Source organism: Enterococcus sp. BWR-S5 (assembly GCF_016745255.1).
Taxonomy (GTDB): Bacteria; Bacillota; Bacilli; order Lactobacillales; family Enterococcaceae; genus Enterococcus_L.
Window position 1 is genome coordinate 139,491 of record NZ_JADOEQ010000008.1, and the last position, 21,409, is coordinate 160,899.

Annotated in this window: 18 protein-coding genes; 17 read left to right on the top strand and 1 reads right to left on the bottom strand. The window is 40.4% G+C overall.

The annotated features are described in order from the left end of the window. Nucleotides 1-14 precede the first annotated feature (14 nt). The 13 genes from IW510_RS11060 (at nucleotide 15) to IW510_RS11120 (ending at nucleotide 14,305) form a co-directional block, all read left to right on the top strand. Nucleotides 15-524, top strand: a complete 510-nt coding sequence (locus IW510_RS11060; protein ID WP_202059578.1) for a cell wall elongation regulator TseB-like domain-containing protein — start codon at nucleotides 15-17, stop codon at nucleotides 522-524. Between the two features lie 66 nt (nucleotides 525-590). Further along, entirely contained in the window at nucleotides 591-1,787 is a 1,197-nt protein-coding gene (locus IW510_RS11065; protein ID WP_202059580.1) for a pyridoxal phosphate-dependent aminotransferase, read from the top strand. Between the two features lie 52 nt (nucleotides 1,788-1,839). Further along, nucleotides 1,840-3,138, top strand: a complete 1,299-nt coding sequence (asnS, locus tag IW510_RS11070; protein WP_202059582.1) for an asparagine--tRNA ligase — start codon at nucleotides 1,840-1,842, stop codon at nucleotides 3,136-3,138. Between the two features lie 713 nt (nucleotides 3,139-3,851). Further along, the gene (locus IW510_RS11075) at nucleotides 3,852-4,772 is read left to right on the top strand and encodes a hypothetical protein (protein ID WP_202059584.1); all 921 of its coding nucleotides are present in this window, start codon (nucleotides 3,852-3,854) and stop codon (nucleotides 4,770-4,772) included. 272 nt (nucleotides 4,773-5,044) lie between these two features. Next, on the top strand, nucleotides 5,045-6,382 hold the full coding sequence (gene murC, locus IW510_RS11080) for a UDP-N-acetylmuramate--L-alanine ligase (protein WP_202059586.1): 1,338 nt from the start codon (nucleotides 5,045-5,047) through the stop codon (nucleotides 6,380-6,382). A gap of 191 nt (nucleotides 6,383-6,573) precedes the next feature. After that, nucleotides 6,574-7,065, top strand: coding sequence for a MaoC family dehydratase (locus IW510_RS11085; protein WP_202059588.1), 492 nt, complete (start codon nucleotides 6,574-6,576; stop codon nucleotides 7,063-7,065). Next, nucleotides 7,052-7,738: a Bax inhibitor-1/YccA family protein gene (locus IW510_RS11090; RefSeq protein ID WP_202059590.1), complete on the top strand. Its 687-nt coding sequence runs from the start codon at nucleotides 7,052-7,054 to the stop codon at nucleotides 7,736-7,738. Before IW510_RS11085 ends, IW510_RS11090 begins: the two co-directional genes overlap by 14 nt. 125 nt (nucleotides 7,739-7,863) lie before the next feature. Then, entirely contained in the window at nucleotides 7,864-8,229 is a 366-nt protein-coding gene (locus IW510_RS11095; RefSeq protein WP_202059592.1) for an MmcQ/YjbR family DNA-binding protein, read from the top strand. Between the two features lie 113 nt (nucleotides 8,230-8,342). Beyond that, nucleotides 8,343-10,700, top strand: coding sequence for an ATP-dependent DNA helicase (locus IW510_RS11100; protein WP_202059594.1), 2,358 nt, complete (start codon nucleotides 8,343-8,345; stop codon nucleotides 10,698-10,700). 17 nt (nucleotides 10,701-10,717) lie between these two features. Then, the gene (locus tag IW510_RS11105) at nucleotides 10,718-11,683 is read left to right on the top strand and encodes an asparaginase (protein WP_202059596.1); all 966 of its coding nucleotides are present in this window, start codon (nucleotides 10,718-10,720) and stop codon (nucleotides 11,681-11,683) included. A 233-nt stretch (nucleotides 11,684-11,916) separates the two neighbouring features. Then, the gene (locus tag IW510_RS11110; protein ID WP_202059598.1) at nucleotides 11,917-12,966 is read left to right on the top strand and encodes a glycosyltransferase; all 1,050 of its coding nucleotides are present in this window, start codon (nucleotides 11,917-11,919) and stop codon (nucleotides 12,964-12,966) included. Beyond that, entirely contained in the window at nucleotides 12,966-13,919 is a 954-nt protein-coding gene (locus IW510_RS11115; protein WP_202059601.1) for a phosphodiester glycosidase family protein, read from the top strand. Before IW510_RS11110 ends, IW510_RS11115 begins: the two co-directional genes overlap by 1 nt. An 11-nt stretch (nucleotides 13,920-13,930) precedes the next feature. After that, nucleotides 13,931-14,305, top strand: coding sequence for a hypothetical protein (locus IW510_RS11120; RefSeq protein WP_202059602.1), 375 nt, complete (start codon nucleotides 13,931-13,933; stop codon nucleotides 14,303-14,305). A gap of 533 nt (nucleotides 14,306-14,838) precedes the next feature. Here IW510_RS11120 and IW510_RS11125 read toward each other — a convergent pair. After that, complete coding sequence (locus IW510_RS11125; RefSeq protein WP_202059603.1) at nucleotides 14,839-15,333, bottom strand: YajQ family cyclic di-GMP-binding protein; 495 nt, start codon at nucleotides 15,331-15,333, stop codon at nucleotides 14,839-14,841. 1,069 nt (nucleotides 15,334-16,402) lie between these two features. Between IW510_RS11125 and IW510_RS11130 the strand changes: the two genes are divergently transcribed. The 4 genes from IW510_RS11130 to rho all read left to right on the top strand — a co-directional run bounded on the left by IW510_RS11130 (nucleotide 16,403) and on the right by rho (nucleotide 21,315). Next, nucleotides 16,403-17,332, top strand: coding sequence for a YitT family protein (locus IW510_RS11130; protein WP_202059604.1), 930 nt, complete (start codon nucleotides 16,403-16,405; stop codon nucleotides 17,330-17,332). Nucleotides 17,333-17,523: 191 nt separating this feature from the next. After that, on the top strand, nucleotides 17,524-18,390 hold the full coding sequence (locus IW510_RS11135) for a class II fructose-bisphosphate aldolase (protein WP_202059605.1): 867 nt from the start codon (nucleotides 17,524-17,526) through the stop codon (nucleotides 18,388-18,390). Between the two features lie 352 nt (nucleotides 18,391-18,742). Next, complete coding sequence (locus IW510_RS11140) at nucleotides 18,743-20,023, top strand: UDP-N-acetylglucosamine 1-carboxyvinyltransferase (RefSeq protein WP_202059606.1); 1,281 nt, start codon at nucleotides 18,743-18,745, stop codon at nucleotides 20,021-20,023. Further along, a complete protein-coding gene (gene rho, locus IW510_RS11145) occupies nucleotides 20,020-21,315 on the top strand; it encodes a transcription termination factor Rho (RefSeq protein ID WP_202059607.1) in 1,296 nt (431 codons plus the stop codon). The genes IW510_RS11140 and rho overlap by 4 nt, the downstream gene beginning before the upstream one ends. The last annotated feature ends 94 nt before the right edge of the window (nucleotides 21,316-21,409 follow it).

The window sequence follows — 21,409 nt, forward strand, 5'->3', positions numbered from 1 at the left end:
TTGAAAGGACGAGCGTGATTGTGATATCAGAAGAACAGAAAGAACATAAAAGGGTTGTAGTGCTTCTGGCACTTGTTGCTATTTTGCTGACTATTATTGTTATGTTAAGCATTTTTTATATCCGTTCGACCCATTCAATGTCTCAGGCAAAGCGGGAAGCGGTAAAGATTGCGCAGGAGCATGCGCAATTGGACACAGTAGATAATTTCTACTGGTATAATCGAGACGAGACTTATTTTGGCTTGACCGGAAAAGATACGGCTGGGAAAGAGATTGTAATCATTATTCCCGAAAAAGGCGGAGATATCCTAACCTTTGCCAAAGAGGAAGGTCTTAGCGAAGGACAGGCGAATCATGTAGTAAAAGAACGATACGGTGAAACGACGATTCAAAAGTCAAATCTTGGTATCTTTGACGGCAAGGCGGTTTGGGAGGTTGTCTGCAAAACCGCAGAAGGGTCGTTGAATTACTATTTAATTGCTTTTGAAAACGGTGAAGAGGTCAATACAGTTCTGAATGTTTAATAAAACTCAGCAGCTGTTCTTTGCTTATAGCAAAATAGAGGAAAATCAAAAATGAGGGGTGGAAGTATGAAAATATCAAAACGCGCACAGCAGTTATCACCATCAGTTACTTTGGCGGCATCGTCAAAGGCGAAAAAGCTGAAAAGTGAAGGTAAAGACGTCTTGAATTTGACTGTTGGGGAACCTGATTTTGCAACACCTAAGAATATTCAGGAGGCGGCAATTCAAGCAATCACGGATGGCAGAGCCAGCTACTATACACCATCAGCCGGGATACCTCAGCTGAGAGAAGCAGTTGTCGAAATGATTCGTAAAGTGTATGGACTGGATTATGAGGCAAAAAATGTGATTATCACAGATGGTGCAAAGTATTCTTTGTACTTGTTGTTTCAAGCGATGCTGGATGTCGGAGACGAGGTTATTATTCCGGTTCCCTATTGGGTAAGCTATGGGGAACAGGTAAAGCTGGCTGAAGGGACACCTGTATTTGTTTCTTGTAAGCAGGAAAATGAGTTCAAGGTAACCGTTGAACAGCTGGAAGCAGCTCGTACGAAGCAGACGAAAGCCATGATTTTGAATTCACCATCCAATCCTACAGGGATGATTTATACAGAAGCTGAGCTGACTGCTATTGGAAATTGGGCGGTTGAGCACGACATCATGATTATATCAGATGATATCTACGGGCAACTCGTCTATAATGGAAATACATTTACACCGATAGCAACAATTTCTGAAGAGATACGCAAGCAGACAATCATTATCAATGGGGTGTCTAAGTCTTATGCCATGACAGGTTGGAGAATCGGCTACACGATTGCCAATGAAGAGCTGATTGGTGCAATGAATAATATTGCTTCCCATTCAACCAGCAATCCAACAGCGGTTAGCCAATATGCGGCGGTTGAAGCCTTGAATGGCAGCCAGGAAACGGTTGAGGAGATGCGACAAGCGTTTGAAGCGCGTTTGAATACTATCTATCCGAAAGCAGCAGCCTTACCGGGCTTTAAGCTGATGAAACCGCAGGGGGCCTTTTACCTGTTTCCGAATATTCGTGAAACATTAACTCTATGCGGCTACGATAATGTGACCGACTGGGTGGACGATTTACTTGACGAAGCATACGTTGCATTAGTGACAGGCGAAGGCTTTGGCTCAGCTGACCACATCCGTATCAGTTATGCATCGGATTTAGCAGTATTAGAGCAGGCAATTGAGCGAATCGCTGCGTTTATTGATAAGAAGATACAAGCAAACAACTAAGAACAAACTTAATTCGGGATTGGTAAAAATTGAAGGAACGGGAGAGACAATAGTGGAACAAATTCAAATCATTGATTCAAAGAATCATGTAGGCGAAACAGTAAAAATCGGTGCTTGGGTAGCGAATAAGCGCTCAAGTGGTAAAATTGCATTTTTACAGCTTCGTGATGGAACAGCTTATTTTCAAGGCATTGTAGTAAAAAGTGAGGTGCCGGAAGAGGTTTTCCAGCTGGCTAAAGGTCTGAATCAGGAAACAGCAGTGCTGATTACCGGTGAAGTAAGAGAAGATACTCGTTCAAAATTTGGCTACGAAATCGGAATTACTGAGATTGAGGTTGTTGGGGAGAGTCATGAATACCCAATCACACCAAAAGAACATGGAACTGATTTTCTAATGGATCATCGTCACTTGTGGCTGCGTTCTTCAAGACAACATGCGGTGATGCAAGTTCGTAATGAAATCATCCGTGCCACCTATGAATTTTTCAATACCAATGGTTTTGTGAAAATTGATCCGCCAATCCTTACAGGTAGCGCGCCGGAAGGAACAACGGAGCTATTCCATACGAATTATTTTGATGAAGAGGCGTACTTGTCACAGAGTGGGCAGCTTTATATGGAGGCAGCTGCAATGGCCTTCGGTAAAGTATTTTCTTTTGGTCCGACATTCCGTGCCGAAAAATCTAAAACACGTCGTCATTTGATTGAATTTTGGATGATTGAACCGGAAATGGCTTTCATGCATCAAGAAGACAGCTTAGAGGTTCAGGAAAAATATGTTGCCTTCCTTGTGCAAAATGTTCTTGATAATTGTGACTATGCATTGGATGTATTGGAGCGCGACAAAGAGCTTCTGAAAAAATACACGCAACTACCATTCCCACGCATCTCTTATGATGATGCAGTTGAGTTGTTGAAGAAAAATGGCTTTGATGATATTGAGTGGGGCGATGATTTTGGTTCTCCTCATGAGACATTTATTGCCAATTCATTTGAACAGCCTGTGTTTATCCTGAACTATCCAAAAGCAATTAAACCGTTCTACATGAAGCCTCATCCAACGAGAGACGATGTTGTGATTTGTGCAGATATGATTGCTCCTGAAGGCTATGGCGAAATTATCGGCGGTTCAGAGAGAGCAACAGATTATGAGTTCCTGTTGGAGCAGATTCGTCAGCATGGACTTGATGAGAAGGAATACTCCTGGTATCTGGATTTAAGAAAATACGGGTCTGTCCCTCATTCCGGCTTCGGCTTAGGTTTGGAACGAACAGTTACTTGGCTTTCAGGAATTGAACATGTGCGAGAGTCTATTCCATTCCCGCGTCTGCTAAACAGATTGTATCCATAGAAAGAGTATATATGAGCTTTACCAATCAAGAATGCCTTATAGGTTTTTCTTGGATGGTGAAGCTTTTTTTCATTATATTTTCCATGTTTTCTGAATGTATCCAATGTGCTTTTCATAAGGGGTATTGATTGAGTAAAACCTTCAGTGGTGCTAGACTGAAGGTAGAGATAACAGGAATCAAAAAGGGGGAATCTGTATGGAGGAAAATTCAGTCTGTAGGCAGCTGCCAAGGCATTATATTTTTCTTTTACAACAGCTGCCTGTAAGGAGGGATGCGCTGTATCTATAGATTGGTTTACTTGGGGAAGTATACAGCTCATTACATTGGAAAGCGAATACTTCCCTTTATAGCTATTGGCTTGTGTGTCTATAGAGGCACCATATTGGATGACTAATTTTATAGATTTCATTAAGCATAAGCAATTTTTATAATGAGGCAGTATTTTCTTACAATCAATTAATGACAGTTAAAAGAGATTGGGATAGATAGTCATGGTGGGAACCGCCATGGGTGTTTGTCCCAATGTTTATTTAGGTATAGAGACACTGAAAGTCTGAGGATTTATTTATGCTCCCGGCTTTTTCTAATTATAAAAAAATTATATAGATTTCTGTTTAATCGTCTTCTGTTTGAAAAAAGTAAGGTAAGTTGTTTAGAATTTCAGAGTTTTATGGTAGAATGGACGGAAAGCAAAGATAAAGGACTGACGTGAATGGGAAATCCGGCACAAGTAACAAGAAAACATTTTCGATTTCCAGCCTATGATGATCAGGTAGGGGTAAAGTTGGCTACTGGCAGCAGACGCCAGCTTTTTCAAAACGAACCGCTTTTAAATGAGCGAGGCAACCTGACAGGAAATGGCTATCAAGAATTCGAACCGACAATGATGAATAAAAATGTACCAACAAATACAGCAACAGCTGCTCCTAAAAAGCCAGCCGCTGTTGACCAAAAGCAAGTACATACAAAAGCACAGCAGGAAGAGCTGAAAAAGCATAAACTGAATTTACCAGATTATTCGACTAATCACAGCAGAGTGATTGAGCCGCAAAAGAAACCAAATCTATTCGGGAATATGCATAAGCAAAGTAAAGAAACTTTCGAAGCCTCATCCTTTGGCAAACGGACGACAGGCAGAAAAATTACTAATTTCAATGACTCAAAAAAAATGGAGTCATCTTATTTTGTCCCAACCTATGTTCCGGCATCCGTAATACCGGATGAAGTACCTGAATTGACAGAGATTTCCGACCAGGAGCTTCTGGCAGCGATGAAAAAGGATTCGACATCTTATTTGATTTTGGACAATGAAGATACATTGTTCAGAGAAAAGAAGACAGATGATCCTGCAGTTCAAAAATTCAACGTACCAAATGAAGAGCCTGATATTCCGGTAACTCGTCGTCAGTATCAGAAAATTCGTCCGAATATGCAGCGTTTCGGCGGTACAGATACAGAACAGGATTTACCTCGTTCTCGTACAGAGCTTAAATCTGCGAAGAATCAGACGTCATATGCTCAGAAAGTATCTGAAGCAGAGAGTCAACAGAAAAAGGGAATTATGGATAAATCCTTGAGTGGTATTATTGAGGAGTCCAGCTTTGAAATGGATAACAGCAAGTATTTCAATTGATAAAAGCAGAAAAAGCAGGGGATAATGCCGTGCTCTGAATAATAAGCCGAATCGCGCCAAAATTGTTTTTTGTGAATTTTGACGTGTGTTCGGCTTATTTTTGAGAAGCTTATTTTTTGCATCCTATTTGTATTTGATTTATCTAAAATATGAGAATATTTTTTTTTAGTTGATTATTTTACTGTTTTATACGATAATGGGGAACGTACAATTTAGGATAATTTTAATAATTACTATTTACTTACATAGAGAGTTGAGAGAAGAGGATCATAATGGAGAATCGTGAAAATCAGTTATATCATTTTGTAGGGATCAAAGGCTCTGGTATGAGTTCACTGGCCTTGGTTCTTTTTGAAAAAGGCTATCATGTTCAAGGATCTGATGTAGAAGAATATTTCTTTACACAACGTGATTTAGAAAAAGCCGGAATCAAACTATTGCCGTTCGATGCTGAAAATATTACAAAAGATATGGTTGTGATTGCAGGGAATGCCTTTCCTGATGCACATGAAGAGTTAGTTCGTGCCCGTGAATTGGGTGCAGAAGTTATTCGTTACCATGATTTTATTGGACAATTTATTCAACCATATACAAGCATTGCTGTAACTGGGTCTCATGGGAAAACCGGAACAACAGGATTGCTGTCACATATTTTGAGCGGTATCAAGCCTACAAGCTACTTGATTGGTGATGGAACCGGTCATGGTGTACCGGATGCAGAGTTCTTCTCATTTGAAGCCTGCGAGTACCGTCGACACTTTTTGGCATATTCTCCGGATTATGTCATCATGACAAATATTGATTTTGATCATCCCGATTATTATAAGAGCATTGAGGATGTTTTCTCTGCATTCCAAGCAATGGCCAGTCAAGTGAAAAAAGGAATTTTTGCTTATGGTGATGATAAGTATCTGCGTCAGCTTGAAGCTGATGTTCCTATTTATTACTATGGTATGAACGAAGATGACGATATCCAAGCAAGAAATATTGAGCGAACAACGACAGGCTCTGTATTTGATGTGTACCATAATGATGATTTTGTTGGCCGCTTTGATTTACCGGCCTTTGGTGAGCACAATATCATGAACGCTTTAGGCGTTATTGCTGTTGCGTATTTTGAAAAGCTAGATATGAAGAAGGTTGCTGAAGAGATGTTGACCTTCCAAGGAGTAAAACGTCGTTTTACTGAGAAACAGGTAGGTGATGTAGTGATTGTTGATGACTATGCGCATCATCCTACAGAAATCAAAGCCACGATTGACGGTGCACGCCAGAAATATCCGGATAGAGAGATTATTGCTGTTTTCCAACCACATACATTTACACGGACAATTGCGTTGATGGATGAGTTCGCGGAAGCATTGGATTTGGCGGATCATGTCTTTTTGTGTGACATCTTTGGTTCTGCCCGCGAGACGCAAGGGGATGTGAAGATTGAAGACCTTGGCAATCGTATCAAAAAAGGTGGACAGGTCATCAAAGAAGAGAATGTTTCACCATTACTTGATTTCGAAGATGGCGTCTTTGTCTTTATGGGTGCCGGTGATGTTCAAAAATTTGAGCAGGCTTACGAAACATTATTAAGTAATACAACAAGAAATGTACTATAAATGAGTGAAAAGAATACAGAGGCGTAGGAAGTTCTTTCCTGCGCTTTTTTTAGCGATATAGGATGAAGTTTCTGCGTAGTCAATGCATCAGCTTTCGCCAAACAGTCCGGCTCTTGTTAGATATTCTTTTCTACTTGCCTTTTACAGTGGTTTTGGTACAATTATCATATCATTAATGGAGGTGTACTAATTTGAACATCGGAAAACCGAGAAAATTAGGCAAAACCATCGAAGATATTGAGGAAGGCGATTCGCTGTCTTTAACGGAATCTATTGAAGACAAAGACTTGCTGCTTTATTTAGGCTTGACGAATGATGCCAATCCCCTTTATATCCAACATGATTATGCCAAACAAACGGAGTATCAAAAACCGATCGTACCATCGATCATGTTGATGGGAATCATCACAAGTGCCATTTCAAAACATTTGCCTGGACCAGGCTCGCATGTGGTCAATTTCTCTATTAACTTTTTAGAGCCTGTTTTTCACTATGAAACACTGACCTTTCATTTTGAAGTAATCAAGATAGACAAGATGAAGGATGTCGTGACGATTTCGATTGAAGCAGTTAATGAAGAAGAAAGCCGTGTGCTGGATGCAGTTGTCATTGTGCAACCGCCGAAGCACGTTGTTTTAGATGAACCAAATGAGAAAGAAGGGGTATTAAATGAATCAGATTGAAACAACAAAAGCGCAGGAAGGCTTGAATAGCTTTTACGCGAAAATTTATGGATTTTTAGCATTGGGTATCGGTATCAGTGCAGTTATTTCCTATTTGATATTGAATGTATTCTATTTTGAAATGTTTATGTTCCTATATCAGTATCCATACGCATTCATGGGTTTATGGATTGCTGAGATTGCTTTGGTTATTTTCCTAGGTATGAAGGCACAAAAAAATCCACCGCTTGCGATTGGCGGCTTTATTGCCTATTCTGCCATTAATGGTATTACCTTAGCGGTCACGTTGACGATGTACACAGAAGCAACCGTCGTTTCAGCATTTGTCAGCGCAGCTTCAACATTTGGCTGTATGGCAATCGTTGGTGTTCTAACGAAAAAAGATTTGTCAGGAATGGGACGGGCTTTACTTACAGCGTTAATCGGAATTATCGTTGCGATGGTACTGAACATGTTCTTCTTCCAAAGCGGACCGATGGACTACGTCATTTCTATCTTGATGGTCTTGATTTTCTCAGGGCTTACAGCGTATGACAATCAACGAATCAGAACGATTTATTTTGCTACAAACGGAACTGCAGGAAATGGTATTGCTGTTTATATGGCATTACAGCTGTATCTGGACTTCATTAATCTGTTTCTGGCATTTCTACGAATTTTCGGTAAGAAATAAAAAGAAGCTTAATTATTTACTTATAAGCTTCCGTTTATTCGGTTGGAAGGATTGCGGCATAGTGATGTCACAATCCTTCTTTTGTAGTTATTGTTAGGAAACATATAGAAAGAGGAGTGAATCAAATGGAAAAGCTGAAAGAGGCTCTAAAAAGAGAAGCAGAAACATTTCCGGGAGCAACGGTTTATTATCGTGAAAGCTGGGATTGTGACTATTTTGATATCGCTGGAAAATTTTTTGCGATGCTGGGAGAGAATAAAGAGGGTGAAGCCATATTTACATTCAAAGGTGAGCCTGAAGAAAATGAATTATTGAGAGAGCAATACAGCTTTATTGTTCCCGGCTACTATGCAAATAAGACTCATTGGAATTCAATTATCCTTAAAGAGAATACCTTGGATGAGAAGCAATGTGCGGCACTGCTAAAAAAATCCTATGAGCTGGTTGTAGCGAAATTACCGAAAAAAGTTCGTGAAACACTAGGTGAGTAAATTTTGTAAAACTGATTCTTACAGAATAATGTGAGGATCAGTTTTTTTCTGTCTGCTGCTTTCTATTTGCGAACGTATGTTTTATAATAGAAGAGATTGTGAGGTGAAAGCAGATGTTCCATTCAGAGAAAATTCCAATTCGCAGACTGGTAGAGTTTATTTTGCGCAAGGGAAGTATTGATTCCCGCAGAACAAGCAACCACACTGCGCAGGAAGGCTCAAGAATTCATCGCAAGCTTCAGAAGGAGGCCCGCAAAGGCTATCAGAAAGAGATTAAGATTGCCAAAGAGGTCAAATTGAATGAGAAAATATATTCGGTTGAAGGACGTATGGACGGTCTTTTCACAGATGAATCGGAGCAGCTGATTATTGATGAGATTAAGACCTCAGAAACAGCCTTTGATGATTTGTATGAGGAACAGCTGGCAATGTATTGGCACCAAATTAAGTGTTATGGGGCGATATACAGCGAACAGGAAGAGCTTGAAGCGATTACGCTGCAGCTGACCTATTTCCAAACAACGACAGAAGAAATCACGAAAACACAAAAGATATTTACTCGTATAGAGCTAAAGCAATTTTTAGATGATTTATTGACTGAGTATGAAAAATGGTTGATATTCAGTGATAATTGGCGTACGGTGCGTAACCAGTCGTTGAAAGAGCTGCCGTTTCCGTATGGCGAGTATCGGAAAGGTCAACGGGAGCTGGCCGTTTCGGTATATAAAACGATTCTTAGCGATCAGCGGCTTTTTGTTGAAGCGCCGACAGGTACAGGAAAGACAATTTCAACGCTGTTCCCATCGCTAAAGGCAATCGGAGAAGGTAAAGCAGAGAAAATATTTTATTTAACGGCTAAGACGATTACCAGACAGGTGGCTGAAGATGCTGTACAGGCAATGAATCAGCGAGAGATGAAAATCAAAAGTCTGACCATTACAGCAAAAGATAAAATCTGTTTTTTAACGGAGCGAAACTGTACACCGGAAAATTGTCCTTTTGCCGATGGCTATTATGATCGATTAAATGAGGGGTTGTGGGATATCCTGCACCACGAAAATCAATTCAGTCGTGAGATTATTGAGAAATATGCACAGAAGCATCGTCTGTGTCCCTATGAGCTATCTTTAGATGTGAGCCTTTGGTGTGACTTAATCATTTGTGATTATAACTATGTTTTCGATCCAACGGTTTACTTGCGTCGATTCTTTGATGAAGGAATTAAGAAGGATTATCTGTTTTTAATTGATGAGGCGCACAATTTGGTCAGTCGCTCCAGAGAAATGTATTCTGCTGAGCTTTCCAGAGGGCAGCTTCTCCTGATGAAAAAGCTGTTGAAAAAGAAGCATGCGCCCTTGACTCGGGCAATAAATAAAGTAATTGATGAATTTGATAAACTAGATGAGCTATGTATCAGTGAAGAAAAAGAGTTCATTTCTCAGCCTGCTTATGTTGATAGCATGGAAAAAGTAATTTTTCGATTGACGGAAAAAATTGGGGAATGGCTGCCGCAAAACCAAGAGCTGCCGGAGCTGAATCAGCTGTTAGACATCTACTTCTCCTTGTTGAACTACTTGAAGATCGGTGAGTTTTATGACGATCATTATTGTACTTATATTCGAAAACGAAATCGTGAAGTGTCTATTAAGCTGTTTTGCTTAGACCCTTCTTATTTACTCGCACAAAAGCTGTCTATAGCGAATGCCAGTATCTTGTTTTCAGCCAGCTTCACACCGTTGAGCTACTATAAGGATATTCTTGGCGGAGAAGAGGACAGCTTGACTTATCGAATCCCCAATCCGTTTCCAGAGGAAAATCAACAACTGCTGATTGCCCGCTATGTTCAAACGACCTATCGAGAAAGAGAGAACAGTCTGGATTACTTGGTTGAAAGTCTGACGACGATGATTCAGCAGAAGACGGGGAATTATTTGTTTTTCTTCCCATCCTATGCGTATTTAGATATGGTTTATGATGCCTTTAAAAAGAAGAATCCTGCTATCCGGACATTGATTCAGCAAACCGATATGAATGAGCAGGAACGAGAAAGATTTTTGGCAGAGTTTATACCTGATCCGAAAGAAACTTTGATTGGTTTTTGTGTCCTCGGCGGCGTGTTCTCTGAAGGGATTGATTTGAAGGGGAGTCGTCTGATTGGGACAGCGGTCATTAGCGTTGGACTGCCACAGATTAATGAAGAACAAGAATTGATTAAGAATTATTTTGATGAGCAGGGATTGGGCTTTCAATATGCCTATCAAATTCCCGGAATGAATAAGGTACTTCAAGCCGCAGGCCGAGTTATTCGAGATGCTGCGGATCGAGGTGTGGTGCTGCTGTTGGATCAACGATTTGCAAGTCCGGCTTACCAACGATTGGTTCCGCCACATTGGTATCGCGCACAGGTTTTGTCGACAATCCATCATTTAGAAAAAAATATTCAGGCTTTCTGGGATGAAACAGATGGCTGACGAAAGGAAATGACACGATGAAGAAAATTCTGGTTTTACACACTGGCGGTACAATTTCCATGTCTAAAGACGCAACCGGCGGTGTCATCCTGAATGAGCAAAATCCTTTAATGAATCAAAATGAGCTGTTTCAAGGAGAGATAGAGCTTGTTGTAGAGGATATCTTCAATTTACCTTCCCCACACATGACATTGGAGCAAATGTTTCAGCTGAAAGAGCGCATCATACAAGGAATCGCTGAAGGTATCGATGGCGTTGTTATCACTCATGGAACAGATACGCTGGAGGAAACAGCTTATTTTCTTGATTTAACCGTTCCTAAAGGCGTCGCTGTTGTAGTGACCGGCGCGATGCGTTCTAGCAATGAAATTGGCAGTGATGGTCTTTATAATTTTATGAGTGCTGTCTGGACAGCTGCTTCGGATGAATCTAGAAATAAGGGTGTTTTGGTCGTGATGAATGACGAGATTCATATGGCAAAATATGTGACGAAGACCCACACAACAAACGTTGCAACATTCCGAACACCGACATTTGGACCAATCGGCATGTTGACAAAGGGAAGAACATTTTTTACGAAAGAAGTAATGCCGGAAGAAGTCTGTGATGTTCCATCTGTTCAGGGCGAAGTCTTTTTAATTAAAGCCTATGCCGGGATGGATGACCAGATATTCAATCTGATTCATACCGAAAAACTTGACGGCTTGGTCATCGAAGCCTTGGGTGCAGGAAATTTACCTCCGGCGGTATTACCGGGATTACAAAAGATATTAGATCAAAAAATTCCTGTTGTTTTAGTTTCAAGATGCTCAAATGGGATTGCTGAAGATATTTATGCCTATGAAGGCGGCGGTGCAGGCCTCCGTAACCATGGAGTAATCTTTATGAAGGGGTTGAATGGTCAAAAGGCCCGTATTCGTCTTCTTGTAGGATTGAATGCTGGGAAATCAGCAGAAGAGCTTCACCGTTATTTGGAAAGCTGATAGCTGAAGACAAAACTGAAGTAAAGATACAGAAAGATTATCAAAAGGATTTGTTCGAAAGAATGGTCTTTTCAGATAATCTTTTTTGTGTATTTGAATAGATAAGAAACTGGCCTGTTTTATTATTTCCACCGAATAGGTAAGGGTTCCTGTATATAAAGTATTTCTTTAAGTTCCTTTTAAGTTCTTGCTGTTATTCTCTTGGTACGTTAACAGGAAAGTAAGGTGAGAAGATGTCAGTCATGATTGTGATTCCCAGCTATGAGCCTCAGGAAAAAGTTATCCCTTTTATTCAGAGGCTGAGTGAGCAAACAGGAAAAAACATCTTAATTGTGGACGATGGCAGCGGTGCAAGCTACCAATCAATTTTTCAAGAATTATCAGCGATTCCAGCCATTACTGTTCTTTCTTATGAGAAAAATAGAGGAAAAGGCGCGGCGCTAAAAGCAGGATTTCAAAAAATCATCGCTGAGTATCCTAATGTGCGTGCTGTTGTGACTGCAGATTCTGATGGTCAGCATAGTATTACTGATATTAGCCGTTTGATTGCTGCAATTGAGCAGACAGAAGCACGCACCTTACTTCTTGGAACAAGGTCGTTCAAGAAGGCGGAAACACCCTTCAAGAGCTATTGGGGAAACAGGATATCTTCTATGTTTTTCTATTTTGCAACTGGCATAACCTGTGAAGATACTCAGACGGGTTTACGAGCGATGAATACCAGCTTGCTGCCGGAACTTTTGACAGTAGAGGGCGAACGATTTGAATACGAGATGAATGTCCTTTTAAAGAGTAAAGTGTTAGCGATCAAGCTAGAGCAGCTGCCGATAGAAACTATTTATGAAAACAATAATGCTCATTCTCATTTTAGAGCAGTTCAAGATTCTTATCGCATCTATAAACCTTTATTCCGTTATCTTTCTTCTGCCATTCTCTCATTAGGCGTCGATGTAAGTGTCTTTTTACTGCTTTTATTTTTATTTGGTGGCTCAAATGAAATGGTGATACCAGCGACAATTATTGCGCGACTTTTTTCGGGAATCGTCAATTATTCATTAGCACGCAGCTGGGTCTTTGGGAATGAGGAGCGAGTATCAAGCACGTTGTGGAAATATGGCCTCCTATTCCTCGGGCAAATGGTGTTAAGCTCTCTAGGTGTTCGTTTGCTGCTTCTTATCCTTCCAATCGCTCTAATCAGCAAGTTGCTGGTGGATGGACTGCTGTTTGGATTAAGCTTCATCATTCAAAATCGAGTGATTTTTCAAAAAGGAGGGATGAGGTAATGAGGAATGTAAAACAGTTTTTTTCAAAAAAATATTTTTGGGCTATTTGTGTGAGCTTTTCATTATCTGCGGCAATTGCAGCAGTATTGCTGGATACCTTTGTTTTAACGCATAAAATCAGTGTAGAAGCGGTATCGGCAACAGTCTCCAGCACAGAGCCAACTACGAGTGAAGCAACTGCTTCTGAGACTGAGGAGACAGCGACGGAAGATACCACTGATACGGAGCCTGTGGTTACAGATACCAGTTATGCAGACGACCATTTGTCTATATCACTCACAACGACTAGAAAATATGATACAGATATTTACATTGTGGATGTTCAAGTTAGTGATCCTGAGGCGTTGAAAACAGCCTTCGCTGAAAATTCATATGGGCGAAACATTAAAGAAACAACCTCGCAAATGGCTGAAAACAATCAAGCGGTTTTAGCGATTAATGGAGACTACTATGGTTTTAGAAATAAGGGATTCGTAGTAAGGAATGGTGTCCTTTATCGTGAGACTGCCAATACAGGAACGGAAGCGCTGGTCATTGATAGTAATGGTGATTTCAGTATTGTAGAGGAAGAACAATCATCTGCGCAGGACTTGCTGGATAACGGAGCTCGTCAGATTTTGTCCTTTGGTCCCGGTCTGCTTAAAGACGGTGAAATTTCAGTTACTGAGGATGAAGAAGTAGGACAGGCGATGCAAAGCAATCCACGGACAGCAATTGGTCAAATTGGTGAAAATCATTATGTGATCGTTGTAGCAGATGGACGCACGGAAGCTAGTGAGGGGCTGTCTCTTTATGAATTGGCTGAGGTGTTTCAAGATGCAGGAGCTACGACTGCTTATAATCTGGATGGCGGAGGCTCATCTACGTTGTGGTTCAATGGAAATGTGATTAATCAGCCAACAGAAAAAGGCTCCGGAGAACGCTCCGTGAGTGATATTCTATATTTCAATTAGGGGGAGAGTCAATGAACAGGAAAAAAATAATAGTCAGTTATACGACAATCGGTCTGCTGCTCTTCCTTTTTCAAAAAGTGTATCATTTTTACGGACATGGTGTTGTTTCCTTTGCCTTATCCTCTGTTTGGATTGCACCGCTTGTAGTGGGGATATTGTTCGTCGTTTTTCTTTTCAGCAAACCCGACAAAGGAACGACCTCACTTTTTCGTTTGAGTTTCAATCTGATGAATACTAGTTTAGCTGTATTTACAGCAGGGCTTATCCTGACCGGTGTGACAGAAATTGCCGGTACCGATTCGCCGTACATTCTGTATTTCTATATTGTGAGTGTGTTGTTTCTTGTTCCGGCATCTGTGTTGACACTGGTTGCGTATATAAAATGAGGTGATCTGGATGTGGTTTTTTTGATTATTATTTTTACGGCGGTACTAGGTCTGATTTGGCTGATTATTCCGAAGGAGTGATGAGCATAAGGGCTGAGTTGATTTCGTTTGTTCGGGCTGAAGTGCTGTTAAAAGCGATACTTAAAGAAGCCAAAAAGCTGTTTGGTATTTCCAAAAGTTTAGTTGAATAAATAGAAGGTCCCACAACCGATATCCGTTTACTGGAATTGGTTGTGGGACTTTTTTGACTGTTTGTCTAGCTTCGCGAGCTAGCTCTCTTCGGCGATAAGTCGAGTCAACCTCATGATAAAAAGCATCATGTGTTTGCCTCAAGCTTATCGCTCGAGAGCTGGCGAGCTCGTTCAACTTTTCTATTTGTCTAGCTTCATGAGTCAGCTCACTTGACGATAAGATAAACTGCCTTCAGTGGTAAAGAACACCACTGAGTCAGTTTGCTATATCGCGCATGAGCTAAGCGACTCATTCAGCTTTTCTATTTGTCTAGTTTCGCGAGCTCGTTCAACTTTTCTTAATTATCTATAATTGTTAAATTGCAGTTCAATTGGCAGTTCTAAATTTTTCAATAAAGTGATGATTTTTTGTAAATCGTCTCTGTTTTTTCCAGTTACACGGATTTTATCGTCTTGAATCTGTGATTTCACCTTTACACCGGAATTTTTAATAGCTACATTGATTTTTTTTGCATTCTCTTTGTCGATACCGCTAACCAGCTCACCATATTGTCGAGCAGTCCCACCCAACGCTTTCTCGCTGGTTGAAAACTGGATATTTTTTATTGGAACACCGCGTTTTACCAGCTTGCCAAACAAAACATCCTTTACCTGTTCCACTTTATAGTCATCATCTGCAATCACGACTAGGCGATTATTCTCCAATTTGATATCAGCAAGAGAATCTTTGAAATCAAAACGATTTTTAATCTCCTTTAAAGCGATCTGCATTGCATTCTTCACTTCTTCCATGTCCATCTCAGAAACAACATCAAAACTTGCATCCTTCGCAGCCATATGCTAACCTCCTAAATTCTACTTACATTCATAGTAACAATGAAAGCGCAATACGACAAGTGATTTATTGAAACCTTAAAAGAACGAGCAAATAGGAAATAATTAATAAGATGCAGACGTATTCTCATTAGAAGAACAGAAAGAAGATTTTGATGATAAATGCCAGCGAATATCTTGCGAAAATCGTGATAAACCATATAATGGAAAAGGATATGTTTTGTGAAGAAAATAATAGGGATAAAACTGATTGCTTCATATAAGGAAAAAGTGTTGAAACAAGCATAATAAGTGTGAAGAATTTCAAAAACACTTAACAAGGTTTTCGTAAAAATAAAGGATATTGAACCACTAAAATGAAGGAAATTGCCAGTTACCTGAAAAACTTTCAAAAAAGGAAAAGGAGGGCCATTTCCCTTTTACTAAGAATGCTAGGGAACTGGACAACGGACCATCAAAATGAAGAAACCAGCCAGTTACCTGACTAGTTTCCTCAACAAACAAAAGGAGAACCGCAGCTCTGTAGTAAACAAGAACCTAGAGCCAGCGGATATCGGACCACCAGAATGAAGAAACTGGACAGTTATCTGGCAAGTTTCCTCAAAAAGTAAAAGGGGAGCCATTACTCCGTTGTACAAGGAGTTAAAGCTGGAAGATGCTCCTACGGTTCTCGCCAAGCTGTGATCCTCGTCGCAAAGCATTAAGCCAAGACCGCTTGGCTACCGGACCACAACAAACAAAAGGAGAACCGCTGCTCTGTAATAAATAGGAACCTAGAGCCAGAGGATAACGGACCACAAGAATGAAGAAACTAGTCAGTTACCTGACTGGTTTCCTCAACAAACAAAAGGAGAACCGCTACTCTGTAGTAAATAGGAACCTAGAGTCAGCGGATAACGGACCACCAAAATGAAGAAACTAGCCAGTTACCTGACTAGTTTCCTCAACAAACAAAAGGAGTGCCATTACTCTGTAGTAGGAACTTCTAGAAGTAATGGACATCGGACAACCAGAAAGAAGAAATGAGGCAGTAACCTGCCTTATTTTCTCAACAAACAAAAGGAGTGTAAAAATGGGGAAAAATCTTGTATTGCATAAGCGTTCCGAGTTTATAAAAAAGATTTTTGTTATTGCTTTGACAGGTATTACAGGTGCAATGGGCTTAAATATGTTTTTGATTCCGGCTCAGGTTTTTTCAGCAGGAATGAATGGGATTGCCCAAATTTTGGCGACGCTATTATATAGCCACTTGTCCATTACAATTGATACCGGCTTGTTTATCTTTCTGTTAAATTTGCCTGTTTTTGCCTTGGGATTTTGGAAGCTTGGTAAAGAAGCCACGATTTTCAGCTTTGTGAATGTTGCTGTTGCTTCGGCCATGACAATGATTTTACCTGTCTATACTGTGACAGATAATCCATTGATGAATGCGATTGTTGGCGGGGTGCTGATTGGTATTGGCGCAGGCCTTTCTCTGAAGATGGGATTTACCACCGGTGGGATGGATATCATTTCTTTGGTGCTTTCAAGAACAACAGGGAACACGGTTGGAAAATATATATTTGCTTTAAATAGTATTATTGTTGCGATTGCGGGCTTTCTTTTCAACTGGGAAAGTGCTCTTTATACGATTATCTCGATTTATTGCATGACCCAAGTCATCGATGCACTCCATACTAGTCATCAAAAGGTTACTGCGATGATTATTACTACAAATTCAGATGCGGTGGTTCAAGGAATCGCTAGTCAAATGGCGCGTGGGATGACGTTGCTGCCATCAATTGGCGGCTATTCAAAAGCAGAAGGACGAATGATTATGATGGTCATCACCCGCTACGAGTTATATGATTTGGAGCAAATTGTTCATTCAATTGATGAGAATGCTTTTATGAATATTGTTCCGACCCAAACTGTTTTAGGTAGATTTGCCAATGAAGATGAACAAAGATTTTTCAAAAGTACTGGCAGTTTTCCGGAGATGAAAAAGCATCGAATTCGATAATACCTTGGGCTATAAGTATGCAATAAGTACAAGAAACGTCAGGGAAGAAGAGTGAGTTTGTGAAAAGATGAATAAAATTTTCTGAAAAAAGTAATTTTAGTAGAAAAGTACCTAAAGTTCTGATAAAATGTAACTGTTGGTTAAGGATTGCCTTAACAAATATGGTTTTTAAAACTTAGGAGGAATTTTTTATGCCATTAGTATCAGGAACAGAATTTCTTAAAGCAGCTCGCAAAGATGGTTACGGTGTTGGCGGATTCAACACAAACAACCTAGAATGGACAAAAGCAATTCTTGAAGCTGCAGAAGCAAAGAAAGCACCAGTATTAATCCAAACTTCAATGGGTGCGGCTAAATACATGGGTGGTTATCAAGTATGTTATGACTTGGTAAAAGACTTAGTAGATTCAATGGGCATTACTGTACCTGTTGCACTTCACTTAGACCATGGTGAATACGAAGATGCATTAGAATGTATCGAAGTTGGTTATACTTCTGTTATGTTCGACGGTTCTCATTTACCATTCGAAGAAAACATCGAGAAAGCAAAAGATGTTGTTGCTAAAGCTCACGCAAAAGGTGTTTCTGTAGAGTGTGAAGTTGGTTCTATCGGTGGAGAAGAAGACGGAATCATCGGTTCAGGCGAATTGGCTGACATCGAAGAATGTAAACAAATGGTTGCGACTGGTATTGACTACCTAGCTTGCGGAATCGGTAACATCCACGGTTCATACCCAGAAAACTGGGCTGGTTTGGCTTTCGATCACTTACAAGCAATCGCTGACGCTGTTGGCGATATTCCATTGGTATTACATGGCGGATCTGGTATTCCTTTGGATCAAATCCAAAAAGCAATCTCAATGGGTGTTTCTAAAATCAACGTAAATACTGAAGCGCAAGAAGTATTTGCTGCTGCAACTCGTAAATACATTGAAGAAGGAAAAGACCTTGAAGGAAAAGGCTTTGACCCTCGTAAATTGTTAGCACCTGGTACTAAAGCAATTACTGAACTAGTTGAACAACGTATCGAATGGTTCGGTTCAGAAAACAAAGCATAATTTTTATAAATCAAGTCGTTGACACATTTTTGTGTCAGCGGCTTTTTTGATGGCAACTTTGTAATAAGCAATAAAGAAATATAGTGAAGCGAACCATACTTGAGACAGCTCAGGTAAATACTCTGTTTATCGATAAAATGATTTTTCAGTTTTATCTAGTCTTTTAAAATATCCTTTTAGATATAAATATTATTGCACTTTCTTTACCTTCTATCCAATAAAGCCTTTCTAATCCCTGTTGTTTTGCATTTCTTGGAAATCCTTGCTTTTGTATTATAGCTTCTTGTGTTAGAATAGTTTGGGTATATATAAAAAAGAATCAGATTCTGACATAGTTAGGTGAGATAAATAGATGAAAAAAATAGTAATAAACGGTAATCGTCCTTTATCAGGTGAAGTGTGTATCAGTGGTGCGAAAAATAGTGCAGTTGCGTTAATTCCCGCTGCGATTTTGGCCGATTCACCAGTTACTTTAGATGGCGTTCCTGATATTCAGGATGTTCATTCCTTGATTGAAATTTTAGAAATTATGGGTGCAAAAACAACATTTGAAAATAATACATTAGTTATTGATCCGACAGAGATTGTTTCTGTGCCAATGCCAACTGGAAAAATTAATAGCTTACGCGCTTCTTACTACTTTATGGGTTCATTACTTGGGAAGTTTGGAGAAGGTGTCGTTGGTCTGCCGGGCGGCTGCTATTTAGGACCTCGTCCAATTGACTTGCACATTAAGGGCTTTGAAGCCTTGGGAGCTACAGTCAATAACGAGCATGGCGCTATGTACTTGAGAACCGACCACGGATTGACAGGAACTAGAATTTTTATGGATATGGTTTCTATTGGTGCAACAATCAATGTCATGCTGGCCGCAGTAAAAGCAGAAGGTAAGACAATTATTGAAAATGCAGCTCGTGAGCCTGAAATCATTGATGTTGCGACGTTGCTGAATAATATGGGCGCTAAAATCAGAGGTGCCGGTACAGATATTATCCGTATCGAAGGGGTGAAGGAACTGCATGGCTGCCGTCACTCTATTATTCCGGACCGAATTGAAGCCGGAACCTATTTGGCAATTGCTGCAGCGATGGGGCAAGGCGTAAAGGTGCGCAATGTTATCTATGAACATCTGGAAAGCTTTATTGCCAAGCTGCAGGAGATGGGCGTGAAAATGACCATCGAAGAGGACATGATTGAAGTCCATCCATCTGATGAGCTGAAAATGATTAATGTCAAAACCTACCCTTACCCGGGATTTGCGACGGATTTGCAACAGCCAATGACGCCGCTTTTGTTAAAAGCCTTCGGTACAGGTCAGGTAATGGATACAATCTATGCGCAACGGACAAAACATATTCCGGAGCTTGTCCGAATGGGCGCAAATGCTTCTGTTGAAGGAAACATGATTATTTTGAATGGTCCTGCGAAGCTTCATGGGGCGGAAGTTGTTGCTTCTGACTTGCGTGCCGGTGCTTGTTTGGTTATCGCCGGTCTAATGGCGGAAGGGACAACCACTATTTATAATGTAGAGTATATTCTACGTGGGTATGATCACATCATAGAAAAACTTACTGCTTTAGGAGCAGATATTCAAATGATAGAAACAGAAAAGGAATTTGAGGTGAGCCAATGAGCGACTATTTGACGATGGCCGAACTTGAAAACAGTACATTGAAAGATATCTACGCCTATGCGAAGGAATTCAAAATTCCTTATTATAGTCAAATGAATAAAAAAGAACTTTCTTTGGCTGTGATTCGTGCTCAGGCTGAAAAACAAGGCTTCTTCTTTATGGAAGGAATCTTGGATATCGTCTCTCAAGATGGCTATGGCTTTTTACGTCCAATCAATTATGGTCCAAGTGCGGAGGATATCTATATTTCTTCCTCTCAAATTCGTCGTTTTGGCTTAAGAAATGGAGATAAGGTGGCTGGGAAAGCCAGACCACCGAAGGAATCAGAACGTTATTATGGGCTGATGCATGTAGAAAGTGTCAATGGAAAAGATCCGGAGGAGGCAAAGCTGCGTCCGCATTTTCCGGCATTGACGCCTTTATATCCGGAAAAACAGATTAATTTAGAAACCACTCCAGGCAGAATCTCTACACGGATGATTGATATCTTTTCTCCTGTCGGTTTTGGGCAGCGTGGGCTGATTGTGGCCCCTCCAAAGGCTGGTAAAACTAGTGTTTTGAAAGAGATTGCCAATGGCATCACTGAAAATCATCCTGATGTAGAATTAATTCTATTATTGATTGACGAACGTCCGGAGGAAGTAACTGATTTAGAGCGAAGCGTGAAGGGGGATGTTGTTTCATCAACCTTCGACCAGCAACCACAAAATCATACACGTGTCGCTGAACTGGTATTGGATCGTGCAATGCGCCTTGTTGAGGATAAGCGTGATGTCGTGATTTTGATGGATAGTATTACTCGTCTGGCGAGAGCGTACAATCTTGTTGTTCCTCCAAGTGGCCGCACGTTAAGCGGCGGGATTGATCCGGCAGCCTTTTATAAACCGAAGCGTTTCTTTGGGGCTGCGAGAAATATCGAAGAGGGCGGCAGCTTGACGATTCTTGCGACTGCTTTGGTTGATACAGGCAGCCGAATGGATGACATGATTTATGAAGAGTTCAAAGGAACCGGAAATATGGAGCTGCATCTTTCAAGAGAGCTGGCAGAGCGCCGTATTTTCCCGGCAATCGATATCAAGAAATCAGGAACAAGAAAAGAAGATTTGTTGATGGACAGCGAACAGCTTGAAGAGATATGGAAGCTGAGAAAAAATATGAAGGGCGATTCTTTGGAATACACAGAACAGCTGATTAAGTTTCTGCGAAAAACCAAGAACAATCAAGATTTTTTTACGGCGTTTCATGACGTTTCCTTCAATAAAGCAGCACCCAAAAGAAATTTGAAAAGATGATTGCAACAGAAAATAAAACATGCTATTATTGTACTGTTGTATATCGACAAAATAACTCTGTTTCAGCAAATGACTCAGGGCAAAGGAGCGAAAG